Origin of the sequence: Roseibium sp. (assembly GCF_965216085.1) — a bacterium.
Taxonomy (GTDB): Bacteria; Pseudomonadota; Alphaproteobacteria; order Rhizobiales; family Stappiaceae; genus Roseibium.
In genome coordinates this window covers 3,448,836-3,461,351 of record NZ_OZ244138.1, presented here as the reverse complement: position 1 = coordinate 3,461,351, position 12,516 = coordinate 3,448,836, and the positions used below count along the sequence as shown (strand labels likewise).

The window sequence follows — 12,516 nt, the reverse complement described above, 5'->3', positions numbered from 1 at the left end:
AGGCACCGTCAGATAGTCCGGATTGGCAGCCGGTCAGGAGAAGAAGCAACCCAATTGTCCTCAAATATCCCACTGCGGTGCCTCCAAATTGTCAGACTCCGATGTTGACGCAGTTAGGGCAGCTCTTTCAAGGGCCGCATTTATCTCAGCGCCAAAAATCAGAATGGCACCCATGATGTAGAGAAAAATTTGGGCGGTCATGACACTGGCCAGGCCCGCGTAAGTCGCGCTGTAATTGGCAAATATCTTGAGGTAGGCGGAAAAGAGACTGGCTGCGATCGCCCATAGAACGAGGGTCAGTGCGATCCCGGGCCAAATCCGTCTAAGTTTCTGTTTCCGGGCTGGCAGCCAGTAGTGGCAACTGAAGACAACGAAGATCAAGACTGCCATCGCACCGGCAAACCGCAAGCTGTCACTTGCAAAAAACGACGTGTGCAAAGCCGGAGATGCCTTGGCGATGAAAGCAAAATAAAGCGGTACAAAAACCAGCAACGCAGACACCAAAAAAAGAAGGGCAGAACCGCACAAAACGAAAACGAGACTTTGAAGTCTCTGTTTCCAGAATGGGCGTCTATCCTCCGCAGCATAAGCGCGATTGAGAGCGATCCGCACGGCTTCGACACCGTTTGAAGCAAAGAACAGAGCGAGCAGGATCCCGAGCGCTGCGAACCCGGTGTGGCCTTGGCCGAGAACAACATGGACCTCCCTGATGATCGGTTCTGCGATCTCGTCCGGCCAATATTCAAACACCAGATTTACGATGTCTTCGGAGCGTTCGGCGCTGCCAAAAAATCCGGCCAGCGACGTTGCGAAGATCAAAAATGGAAACACGGCCATCATCAGCGACAGGGCGATGTGGCTGCTGATGGCCCAGCCATCGCTCTTGTTAAACTGAAAAAACGCCTCTTTTGCGCAATCCCAATAACGCCGCAAACTCTTCCTCCTGCTTGTGTTTAGTGTGCTGGAAGGAACTGCCTATTGCAATTGGTTGCCCCCTCGGCGTTCAATTGCATATGGGTCACGAGGTATTGCGGGGGCAAATTGGATCAGCTCTTCGGCTTTTTTCAGGACGTTGCCAGACAGTTTTCTGGTTGGCTCGAAAACGTCGATGGTGAGGGCCTCGTAGTCAGTGGCCTGATCTTGTTGCTCGTAATTCTACTCCGGAAAACCCTCTCCGGTTTTGCAGTTGGTGCATTGGATTTTGTCGCCACGAAAATCCAGATCACCATTGGGGATGCCGTCAAACAAGCTATTGAACCAGCACTTCGAGCGTTGATCATCTCACTTGCGCTTTACGGCGTTCTGGAAGCCCTTCATTTACCCGCGATACTTGATACGACCTTGGATCGGCTAGTTGTATCGGTCGCTGTAGCAGCGATATTTGCCGCTGCCTTTGCACTTGTGGATGCATCTGTTGCCTGGATCGTTCAGCCAAAAGACAAGATGCATGGCCTTCAATTGTCCTGGCTCTTGAAGGTTTTAAAAGCCGCGACTCTGATCATTGCACTGTCGGCGGTCTTGAAAGTTTGGGACATTGACCTTGGACCGGTTTTGACCGGAATGGGCGTTCTGGGGGCAGGGGTTGCGCTCGCCGCGCAAGATCTCTTCCGCAATCTCATCGCCGGCATGGCGAGTATGGGAGAAAAGCGCTTTGATATCGGTGACTGGGTGCGCGTAGAAGGCGTTGTCGAGGGCATCGTTGAGAAAATGGAGCTTCGCTCCACGCTAATCCGCCGGTTTGATCAGGCAGCGGTCCATGTCCCCAATGCGGAACTAGCCAACACAACGTTGATAAACTTCACGCGCCGGCCTCACCGGCGTATCCGCTGGTCTGTGCAAGTGGTCTATTCCACGACGGCAGAACAGCTCGAAAAAATCCGGGATGACATTGGAGATTATATTGAAACCAGCGGTGATTTTGCACCGGCGGACAAAGCAGCGCGTTATATACGAAGCGACAAGTTTTCAGACAGCTCCATCGATATCCTGGTGAACTGTTTCACCAACACTATCGATTATGCCGAGTACCTTGCGGCCAAGGAACGGCTCCTCTTGAACATCAAGCGGATCGTCGAGGAGGCAGGCTCGTCGTTTGCATTTCCGACACGGACGATTGTTCCTGAACAAGCCGAACCGTTCCCTCAAAGCGGAGAACAACACAGCCGCGGGAATGATCTAGGCATAGATCCATCAAAGTAGCGGAGAAAACAACCGGGCGACCGGAGCTCCGACACGGATTTTAAGCGATTGATCATCGAGGAGTTTTGCCATTCGTTCCGCGCGTGCAAAATCCTTCACCAGCATGTCTTCGACCTCGGCCGCAGCTTGTTGATCGAAGAGGAGAACCATGTTTTCAAAATTCAGCCGGAAGGACCTGTTGTCGAGATTTGTTGTACCCACAGCTGCCAAACTGTCATCGGCAACAAACACCTTTTGGTGCATGAAGCCGTCCTGATACCGCCAGACTTGGCAGCCTGCTTCAATGACCTCGTCGAAATAGGCAAAGGCCGCAAGCCAGGGGATTTTGTGATCGATCAAATCTGGTATGAGGATGCGGACATCAACACCGCGCAAGGCTGCTTGTTTTAACGCCTCCAAAATAACTGTGTCTGGTACAAAATAGGGCGAGGCCAGCCATATGCGTTTTTTGGCTGCCGTAATTGCTGAAAAAAACAGGATCGAACCGGTTTCCATGACGTCCCCCGGGCCGGTCGGGACCAGGATTCCCGTCCTGTTTTCGTCTGAGTGGCCGCTCTCCCAATTCAAGTCGTCGATGATGTTCGTCTCGGTTTCCCAATACCAGTCTTCGGCGAAAATAAGCTGAAGCTGAGATACGACTGGGCCAGTAAACTCGGCATGAGTGTCCCTCCAGGCACCAAACTTGGGATCAAGACCCATATACTCCTTGCCGACATTCAGTCCTCCGGTAAACCCTGTTGTACCGTCAACGACAACAGTTTTACGATGGTTCCTGAAATTGAGCTGGAATCGTGTTTTTGGCCCGCGAACAGACTTGGGATTTATGATCTCAACACCATTGTCCTGGAGCTCTTTGATATATGTCTGCGGTAGCTTCACACTCCCGACCCCGTCGACCATCATGCGGACATTGACACCGCGTGCCGCCGCAGCAATCAGCCGATCCCCGAACGCCCGCCCGGTCTGGTCATCTTTCATGATGTAAAACTGGACAAGAATGTAGGATTTGGCGGCGTCGATCGCGGCATGCAAGGCTGTGAAGGTTGCCTCTCCATCGATTAGAAGCTTGAAGCTGTTGCCGCGGGTTGCCGGAAGTTCAGATATCCGTTCATACACGCGAAGCTCAGATGTGCTTGCTGTGTTCAAAGGTGCGTTTTGTTCTCCCCACGTTTTGATGATTTGCCGGAGCTCGTGGCTGTCCCGGCGTGCATTGATGTATCCGTTGTATTTGTGGTGTCCGAGAAAGAGATAAATTGGAACGGCGAAATAGGGAGCGGATATAAGGAATACGACCCAGCCGACGGAGCCTTGTGGCGTTCGAGCTGACTTAATGGCCTTCCAGGAAAAGAACAAAGCGATTGCCTCTAGGGCAAGGAAAACGAGAGCGCCAATTGTCAGCCACATATTTGGTTTTCCGTATTCGGTTTTCCAATTTGTCTGGTGAGGATAAGCTGAATTACATGAGCGTGACCATTGGGGAGCCTTAATTTTGTCAAAGTCAGTCCTGTTGCTGAATAAAAAACACTGCATGCGCGAAGATCTTACGGTGGCCATCAAACAAGTTCGGGCCGAAGGTTATGATTTGGACATCTCCATTCCCTGGGACATCACGGATATCGGCAAGTTGTTCGATGATGCCATGGAAAAAGGGGCCAGCCGGATACTGACTGCTGGTGGCGACGGCTCGCTAAACGGAATGACAAACCTGATTTTGGACCGTGGCGCAGAACGTGAAGTCGCGTTAGCCCTCCTGCCTCTTGGGACGGCAAATGATTTTGCAAGAGGCGTGGGTATACCGAGCAATGATTTAACCAGCTCCTTGCGTTTGGCGGTTTCCGGCGGCGAACACGCAATTGATGTCGGAGTGGTCAATGGCCGTCATTTCGTGAATGTCGCCAGCGGCGGCATTGGCGCGGAAATCACGTCAACAACACCTGTTGAACTCAAACGTCTTTTGGGCGGTGCGGCCTATTCGATAATGGGGCTGATCAAAGCCACCCAACTTCAGCCTTATAGTGCCCGGATCTCGCTTCCGGACGGGCAAACCGACGATGGAGAGGTGCTCGTCATTACCATTGGCAACAGCAAGTATGCTGGTGGTGGGTTCGAAGTCGCGCCAAAAGCAAGCCTCACGGATGGTTTGCTGGATCTTGCCGTTGTCACCAAGCCGGAGAATGAAGGGTTTGATCAACTCGTTGAGGAGTTGAACGATCCGTTCAACGAAAACAATCGATCGCTTCACTATCGGCAGCTGAACGAGTTTGTCATTGAGACAAAACAGCCGTTGCCACTAAATTTGGACGGCGAGCCCATGCTAGAGACGCGATTTGAGTTTGGTATCAAACCGAAGGCCCTGAGAATGGTTCTGCAGAATGTCTTTTAGCGGCACTAAGTGCTTCAACAAATAGTCCAGAAATCCTTGTCAACCTTGTTGCGAACCGTGCTTGAACACTGAGAGCCAGAGGACTTGGCAACATATGACTTTCAATGGCAGACGACGGTTATTGGCTAGCTTGGGTGGGATCATTTCTGGTGAATTGCCATGGTCAACAGCAACCGCTAAGTTCAAACTTCGTCAACTGACTGGGTAACGATCTGGGTGGTTATTGGCTGAGACAGATGAAGTCCAGCCAACCTGTTCTGTCAGCGTTGATTACGCAGACTGTAAGAACACCAAGCAATTTGGAGCAGACCAAACAAACGTAAGTACATAATGGTTTTTTGAGCGGTTTCTGAGCGCTCATGATAATTGAATTTTGATAAGTTATTGATTTTGTTGGTCGGGCAGGCCGGATTTGAACCGACGACCCCTTCACCCCCAGTGAAGTGCGCTACCAGGCTGCGCTACTGCCCGAACAGGCCTTACCTAACTTGTTCGGTAAGCCTGCGCAAGATGCTTGTTGCGCGGTCCGCAGCGGTTTTGCCCAGCTGTGTTTGTCTCTTCTGGTTTTATTGCCGGATGTTTGATGCTCAGCGGGTCGGGGACGGCGCCGACCCAATTCTCCAAACGCCACGCCGTTCCAGTTTATCCGCAGCAATCAGTCCCCAGGCGAGGCCGTAGAGCATATACATGTGCCGCCAGTGATCCGTGTCGATGATGACGGACAAGATCAGATGGGCAATGAAGACGGAAAACACGGCCCGGACAAACGGCGTCCAGGGACGGGACTTGAAAACGAGCGGCAGAAACGCCGCGACCGTCCAGATCGCCAGCAGAATGTAGGCGAGGCCACCGATCCAGCCATAGGTGGTGAAACCCTTCAGATAGACGTTGTGCTCATCTTCATGAAAATACTTGTTGAACTCCAGCGGCCCAAGGCCGAGCGGATGTTCCATCACCATCTGAAACCCGAGGGCATAACGTGCAAACCGGCCGATCCGGCCGCCGTCATACTCCTGAACGAGCCGGGCGCGCTGCGCAAACATATCCGCGACTGTGTCAATGGATAGCGCCACGGCCAATAGCATGGCTGTCAAAAACACACCGGCGAGCCCAATAAGAACCAGCCGCCCGCGGCGGGCCGAGTTTTGTTCCGTCACCAGATGGATCACGTAGAGCAGCAAAAAGGACGCAAACAGAACGCCCCAGGCGCCGCGTGAAAAACTCAAGAAAATCCCGAGCACCAAGATGGCAAGCGGCACAAGAACATGCAGATTGCGCAGGATTGGACCGAGCAACAGTCTTTGGCTCAACAAGAGCGTTGGCAGAACCAGGAAGGGGCCAAAGACGTTGGGATCCTGAAAAGTGCCGCGGGCACGGTCATACCTTGTGAAATATTCCGCGCCTGGAAACAGATGAAAATAGCCAGCTATGCCGAGGAGGGCGACAATCACCGCACCCACGATATATCCGTGCTCGATAATCCGGCTGCGCTCGGGTGTTTCTGCAAGGATCGCAGCATAAAAAATCGCGGTCAGGCCGAGAAATCCGGAAACGGCCATATACATGAAGGCATCACCGAAATTCCGGGCAAACGGCGTGGACCCGAGACCGCCGGCGATAAATACCATCATCAGGATGATCAGCGGGGCGAACTCGCGGCGCAGTTTCAAGCCGCAGGCGAGCCAAATGACCGTCAGCATCACCATATAAAGTTCGTAAGGTGCCGGCTCTTCGATGACGAATCCGGACAAAAAGGCCGCCAGCCACAGGGCGCCATTGCCCAGTGACCTGACCGAGAGGCCAAAAGAGGGCGGCGCAGCAAGTGCACCGCCATCATGGTCGGCCCAGACGGTCAATAGGCGTTCTCCGTGTTCAGGAGTTTAAGCGGTGTCAGGAACAAGATCTTCAGATCAAACAAGACCGACCAGTTTTCGATGTAATAAACATCGCACTCAACGCGCTTCTGGATCTTTTCCGGTGTGTCCACTTCGCCGCGCCAGCCGTTGATCTGGGCCCAGCCGGTGACACCAGGCTTGACCTTGTGGCGGGCGAAATAGCCGTCAACCACATCGTCCCAGGTTTTGTTGTCGGTATGCGCATTGACCGCATGCGGACGCGGACCGACCAGCGACAGGCTGCCTGCCAGAACGTTGAACAGTTGCGGCAGCTCATCAATGGAGCTCTTGCGGATGAACCGGCCAACACGGGTCACACGCGGATCACCCTTTGTCACAACCTTTTTTGCGTCCGGGTCTGCCATATCCGTATACATGGACCGGAATTTCAGAACGTCGATAATTTCATTGTTGAAACCATAGCGCTTCTGACGGAAGAGCACAGGTCCCTTGCTGTCCAGCTTGATCGCGATGATCGTTGCGATCATGACCGGGAACAAGCAGACGATGGCGATAACGGAAAACACCAGGTCGAAGATCCGTTTGGCCACCATATCCCAGTCAGCGATCGGCTTTTCAGCGACATCCACGAAAGGAACGGTGCCGATGAAAGAGGTGCCGCGGTCACGGAAGCGAACCTTATCGGTATGTGCGGACAAGCGAATGTCCACCGGCAAGATCCAAAGCTTTTTCAAAAGCTCCAGAACCCGTTTTTCGGCGCGCAAGGGAATGCAGACGATCAACATGTCAATCCGGGCAAGGCGCGCAAATTCGACCAGTGCGCTGATGTTACCGAGCTTCGGATAACCGGCAACAACAGCTGGAGAGCGGTCGTTGGACCGATCGTCGAAGATGCCGCAAATCCGGATGTCATTGTCTGATTGAGCTTCCAGGTCGTGGATCAGCTCCTGGGCCGCCGTGCCGCCGCCGACAATGATCGCCCGCCGCTCCAAGCTGCCGGATTTTGTCCAGCGGCGCACCATTTGTGCCAGGACAAGACGTGTCAGGCAGAGCCCGACAAGACCAAGCGCGTACCAAGCGCCAATCCAGGCATCAGAAACGCCCGCGCCAAAGCCGGTCGCTGTGCGCAGAACGGCAAACATGGCAAAGACCAACGTCCAGCCGGCGGAAACCCGGCCAATCTGGGAGAGGCGCTGGCGCATGACCGGCACCTGATAAACATCAGAGGCCTGAAAAAAGGCGAGTGTAAACAAGACGGCCAATCCAGCAGCGATAAAATGCGCGCTCGAAGCAACACCGGCTCCAGGTCCGGTAAGAAGAGCTGACGCGCCTGCTGTCAGGATGATCGCAACATCGATCAGGCGGAGCATACCGCCGAGGACTGGAACGGAAATACCTTTGTTGCCCAGGCTTTGCGCAATGTCGAGCGCATCAAGCGATAGCCCGTTGTTTGCGACTTCGGCCAAATTGGCTTGCGCGGCTTCCATTGCAGCCAATGGCGAGCGCCGCAGCCGGTTCTCAAGGTGGCTTCTGACACCTTGCTGCCCATTACCGGGGGTCGCAGCGCTGCCTTGGTCTGTCATTTTATACGCGGGTTCGGTCATTATCGCTGGCTCGATCTCGCATAGACGGAAGATATGGTTGAAGACTGGCGGGTGCTGGCCGTTGTCCGCTGTGCCGGAGCCTCAGCTGGGGCAAGCCCCATTGCTTCCATGTACACAGCGTTGATCCGGTCGGTCATCAGTTCAACCGAGAAGGTTTCGGCAAGACACGGACGCATTTCAGCCGCTTCGGCCGCTTTGCGCTCTGGATTGTCCAGTGCATCTTCCATGGTCAGTGTCAATTGGCTGATGTGGCCCGGTTCGATCAAACGGTTGGCAAACCGGCCGAAAATTTCAGGAATTCCGCCGGCGCGGGTCGCGATTAGCGGACGCTGCGCAGCAACGGTTTCTAGGATTATATACGGCATGGCCTCCGCCCGGGATGGGATCACCACGGTCTTTGCAAGCTTGAAAGCTTCGCGGGCCTTCATGGGGCCGGTGAATGTCACAGAACCGCTTAAGCCGAGTTTCTCGACCATTTCCCGGTAGCGCGCTTCGTCTGGTCCGTCACCAACAATTACCGCGGTTGGTGCTTCGCCGCGCTTAAGGCGCAAATTGTAAATTGCTTCTATGAAGAGGTCCGGCCCCTTCAGATCGCGCAGCATTCCGATAAAGACAAAATCCGCAGCATCCGGATTGGCAACCACCGGCTCAAAGTCCTGAGGTGCCAAGCCGTTGTAAACGATCCGGTTAATCGCCTTTGGCGTGCCGATTTTGGTTTCATAGGCAGCACTCTCGTAATCGGAGACGAAAACCAACCCGTCCGTGATCCGGCCCAGTGTGCTCTCAATGGTATGGTAGACCCGGCCCTCGAGGCGGTGCGGGTGATAATGCAGGCTGCCGCCATGCGGAGAATAGATACGGGCCGTCTTTTGACCGCGCAGGCCGAGATAAGTGCCGATCAACCGGGCATAGGCGCCACCTTTTGCGCCATGACCATGTAGAACCGTCGGCTTCAAATCCCTTATGTGCCGGTAAAGGGCGAGTGTCGCTGAGATATCCTGAAGTGTCAGCTGGCGGCGCATTGGAAAACGGCTGAGGCCCAAAGACAAATCGGCACGCAGCTCTTCAATCTGTGCGTCTTCAAAAGCGCCGCCGGTCGTGCTGTCGCAAATCAGACCGACTTTATGGCCTGCCTGCTCCTGGCAGCGGGCCAAATCTCTAACGTGACGGAATATTCCGCCGACCGGCGCGCGGACGCAATGCACGATCCGCATGGGAGGCGTTGTCATGGTGCAAATTCCCTGTTTGTGCTTTCAGGCTTCTTTTTGAGCCCGTTCAGCTGACAAGGTGCACCCTAACAAAGGGAGATGAGTCCTCGGTTAATTCAGGACTTGTTAGAAATACCGTTCCCGGACGTAAATTGTGTCCCCAGGACGGACAGGATCCGAAATCGGAACGCGGCCGTTTAGAATTTCGCCGTTGATCTGACGGGTGATATCCACATCTTCCTGGCGGGCGCGAGAGCTGAAACCGCCTGCAGTGGCGATGGCATTCTGCACAGTCATGCCGGCCACATAGTTATATTGGCCTGCGTTTTGCACTTCACCCATGACGAAGACGGGGCGGTAGGTGTCAACTTCAACCGATACATCAGGATCGCGAATATACCCCTGGCGAAGTTTGGCAGAAATTTCGGCGGCCAGACCTTGCTGGGTTTTTCCGCGCGCAGCAACACTTCCAACCAGTGGAAAGGAAATATATCCAGCCTGATCAATAACATAGGTGTTAGAGAGATCGTCCTGGCCAAACACAATGATGCGCAGCCGGTCGCTGGAATCCAGACGGTACGGCTGGGTCAAGGTTTCATGAAACGCAGTCGGCGGCTGCCGGTACCCGCTACACGCAGCCAGGCCCAGGCACAATGCCGGAACAAGTAGCGCTCTCATTCGCATCAACGACTCTCCTACAATTCTGGGAGAGGATCGCAAGCTATGGTTAATTGAGAGTGAAGAGCGAGTGGAGAAATAATCTGACCTGTAAAATGTGCGTATGCAGAAATTAACAGGCAGCACGTTCTGTATTTTGGGTGCTTAACCGAACGCTTACCATAACTGGACATAATCCGCCGTATATCTGGAGAATAGTAACATGGATTCTGGGCGGCAGACCCTTTCAGACGATGATATGGCGCTTGATCTTGGCGGATTGTTCCGTGCCTTGGGACGTGCCATGGGGTGGTTATTACCCTTAACGTTGATCGTCGCATTCGGCGTGTTTTTTGCGCTTCAATTCGTTGCGCCGAAATACAAGGGCGAGGCTAGGATCCTAATTGAGAGCACGGATATCAATATTCCGGGCGGCAACCGGGGTGTTGAAGGGGAGCGGGCGCTTCTTGATTCTGAAGGGGTTGCCAGTCAGATCCAACTATTGATGGCAACGGATCTCGCGCGCAAAGTCGCACGCAAGATGGATTTGGCCTCAGTTCCTGAATTTGGCGCGCGCGGTGGTCAGTCTCTTGTTGGGAAGCTGCTGTCAGTCGTTGGTTTTGATCGCGGTCCTGCGGGCGATACCGCTGAGGAGCGGGTACTCAAGCACTATTTCGAGAACCTGGATGTCTATCGCCTGGATGAATCCCGAGTGATTGCGGTCGACTATGCGGCCGAAGACCCGCTTTTGGCGGCTGAGGTGGCCAATACAATTGTCGACGAGTTTCTCGCCCTGCAATCCAGCGCTAAGCGTCAGTCGACCGAAATGACGTCTGCTGCGCTGGAGCCGCAGATTGTGGAGCTGCGCAAAGAAGTTCAATCGGCCCGGCAGGCCGTCGCAGACTTCCGGGCGCGGGCCGATCTTCTGATCGGCGCAGATAACATTCCACTTAATCAGCAGCAACTGGCAGACACCAGCAGCGACTATTCAGCGGCTCAGGCCACCAAAGCTGAAGCGCAGGCAAAGGCGGAGCTGATTCGCGAACTTCTGAATTCAGGCGGATCTCTGGAGACAGCGAGTGATGTTCTGAATTCGCAGCTTATCCAGCGGCTGCGTGAACGGCAGGTTGAAATTCAATCCAATATTGCGGAACTGTCGATCACGCTGTTGCCGAACCATCCGCAAATCAAGGCACTGCAATCGCAGCTGAACGATTACGACAGGCAGATTCGCTCTGAAGCACGAAAAATTCTGCAAGGCTTGGAAAACGATGCTCGGGTCGCCAATCAACAGGCGCTTGCCCTTGAAAGGCGTTTGGAGGAACTGAAAGTCGCCGCGGCAAAGTCCAATGCCGACCAGGCGCGTCTTAGCGAACTGGAGCGCGAAGCCGACGCCAAAGCGGCCCAGCTCGATCAACTGTTGCTCAGCTTCCAGGAAGCCGACACCCGCTTGAGGGCGCAGATTCTTCCAGCTGATGCGCGTATCGTTTCCCGGGCGAATGTTCCCGTTGAGCCGTTTTCTCCGAAAGTTGTTCCGAGCACAATTGTAGCAGCGCTGATGACCTTTATTCTCGGCTGCGCTTTTGTCGTTATGCGTGAGTTGTTGAGCGGCCGGGTCCTTTATTCAACCGGCAAACCTCAAGGGACAATGCGCCCGGATACAGCGGAGATGCCCGTTCCTCCGGCCAAAGACACAAGCGGGTCCTTCACGTGGGGCCCGAGTTACCAAACTGGGTATCAGGGCTACAAATTCGACAAGGAAATTGGTGATCTCAACAGCGCTGAAGAAGTTGAAGACACTCCAAACGAAATCGAAGAGCCGGAATACAAACCGGAACCTGTTGAAGAAGAAGTCCCTGCAGAGCCCGCTCCCCGCCGTACAACACTTCGCGGGAAACGTGGTGCCGCTTACGATCAAGATGTATCGCCGGATTGGCTTGGAACTTTGCGTCCGAGACATGATGATGTGGAGGAGACGCTGGTTTCTCCGCGTCCTGCACACCGCAAGGCAAAACCAGCTGCGCCTGATGCATTGTCAGCTTCTGACGTGGCGGCCGAGGGGCGGATCGTTGTTTTGAGTGTAGATGAGCCGGATCTATCACACCAATTGGCCTTTGATCTGGCACGTAAAGCTGCGGGAGAAGGGGACACGGCCCTCTTTATGGAAGTCTTCCCGGAGCAGGAAGACACCCGGGCTGCAGAAGGCTTCGCCGACATTGTCGCCGGCAAAGCGCCATTTGCGAAGGTTGTTTACCGGGATGCCGGCTCAAAGGCGCATATTATTGAAGCTGGACGCCTGGCAATTACCGATGAGATGGTCCGCTCCGACCGGTTTAAACTGGCTTTGGATGCGATCCAGTCAACCTATGAAACTGTCGTGGTCGACCTTGGCGCGATCGATGGAACGCTGGCGAGCGCCCGGATGCTCAGCTTTGCTGACCGGGTGTTGATCGCAGCCAGTGCGCCGGATCACAGCCATGAGCTGGAAAGCGCGGCCAATTTGCTGGCCCACAATACTGGCGCTTCAGTGGAAATCGTCATCGCCGGAGACCCTGGCGCGGGGCCGCAGCGCAACGGAGATGGCCACGCTGCCTAAGCGGTGATCAGTC

The 12,516-nt window shown here is 54.3% G+C and carries 9 protein-coding genes and 1 tRNA gene; 3 read left to right on the top strand and 7 right to left on the bottom strand.

The window, feature by feature from the left end:
* Window positions 1-60: 60 nt before the first annotated feature.
* Complete coding sequence (locus ACOOFE_RS16230; protein WP_420411011.1) at window positions 61-933, bottom strand: YihY/virulence factor BrkB family protein; 873 nt, start codon at window positions 931-933, stop codon at window positions 61-63.
* A 108-nt stretch (window positions 934-1,041) separates the two neighbouring features.
* On the opposite strand from ACOOFE_RS16230, the gene ACOOFE_RS16225 reads away from it, so the two are divergent.
* On the top strand, window positions 1,042-2,199 hold the full coding sequence (locus ACOOFE_RS16225) for a mechanosensitive ion channel family protein (RefSeq protein WP_420411010.1): 1,158 nt from the start codon (window positions 1,042-1,044) through the stop codon (window positions 2,197-2,199).
* On the opposite strand, the gene cls is transcribed toward ACOOFE_RS16225, so the two are convergent.
* Window positions 2,191-3,603: a cardiolipin synthase gene (cls, locus tag ACOOFE_RS16220; RefSeq protein ID WP_420411009.1), complete on the bottom strand. Its 1,413-nt coding sequence runs from the start codon at window positions 3,601-3,603 to the stop codon at window positions 2,191-2,193. The two genes, ACOOFE_RS16225 and cls, sit on opposite strands and share 9 nt — an antisense overlap.
* An 85-nt stretch (window positions 3,604-3,688) precedes the next feature.
* Between cls and yegS the strand changes: the two genes are divergently transcribed.
* Window positions 3,689-4,582, top strand: a complete 894-nt coding sequence (gene yegS / locus ACOOFE_RS16215) for a lipid kinase YegS (RefSeq protein ID WP_420411008.1) — start codon at window positions 3,689-3,691, stop codon at window positions 4,580-4,582.
* Between the two features lie 394 nt (window positions 4,583-4,976).
* On the opposite strand, the gene ACOOFE_RS16210 is transcribed toward yegS, so the two are convergent.
* From ACOOFE_RS16210 to ACOOFE_RS16190, 5 genes are all read right to left on the bottom strand, one after another.
* A tRNA-Pro gene (locus tag ACOOFE_RS16210) sits at window positions 4,977-5,053 on the bottom strand.
* Window positions 5,054-5,169: 116 nt separating this feature from the next.
* Window positions 5,170-6,438 carry an O-antigen ligase family protein gene (locus tag ACOOFE_RS16205; RefSeq protein WP_420411007.1) on the bottom strand — a complete coding sequence of 423 codons (1,269 nt, stop codon included), beginning with the start codon at window positions 6,436-6,438 and terminating at the stop codon, window positions 5,170-5,172.
* The gene (locus ACOOFE_RS16200) at window positions 6,435-7,925 is read right to left on the bottom strand and encodes an undecaprenyl-phosphate glucose phosphotransferase (protein ID WP_420415594.1); all 1,491 of its coding nucleotides are present in this window, start codon (window positions 7,923-7,925) and stop codon (window positions 6,435-6,437) included. The genes ACOOFE_RS16205 and ACOOFE_RS16200 overlap by 4 nt, the downstream gene beginning before the upstream one ends.
* A gap of 116 nt (window positions 7,926-8,041) precedes the next feature.
* Complete coding sequence (locus ACOOFE_RS16195; RefSeq protein ID WP_168206448.1) at window positions 8,042-9,271, bottom strand: glycosyltransferase family 4 protein; 1,230 nt, start codon at window positions 9,269-9,271, stop codon at window positions 8,042-8,044.
* 105 nt (window positions 9,272-9,376) lie between these two features.
* Window positions 9,377-9,934 (bottom strand): polysaccharide biosynthesis/export family protein, encoded by a 558-nt coding sequence (locus tag ACOOFE_RS16190; RefSeq protein WP_141187276.1) that lies wholly within the window; start codon window positions 9,932-9,934, stop codon window positions 9,377-9,379.
* A gap of 196 nt (window positions 9,935-10,130) precedes the next feature.
* On the opposite strand from ACOOFE_RS16190, the gene ACOOFE_RS16185 reads away from it, so the two are divergent.
* Window positions 10,131-12,503, top strand: coding sequence for a succinoglycan transporter (locus ACOOFE_RS16185; protein WP_420411006.1), 2,373 nt, complete (start codon window positions 10,131-10,133; stop codon window positions 12,501-12,503).
* Window positions 12,504-12,516: the final 13 nt, after the last annotated feature.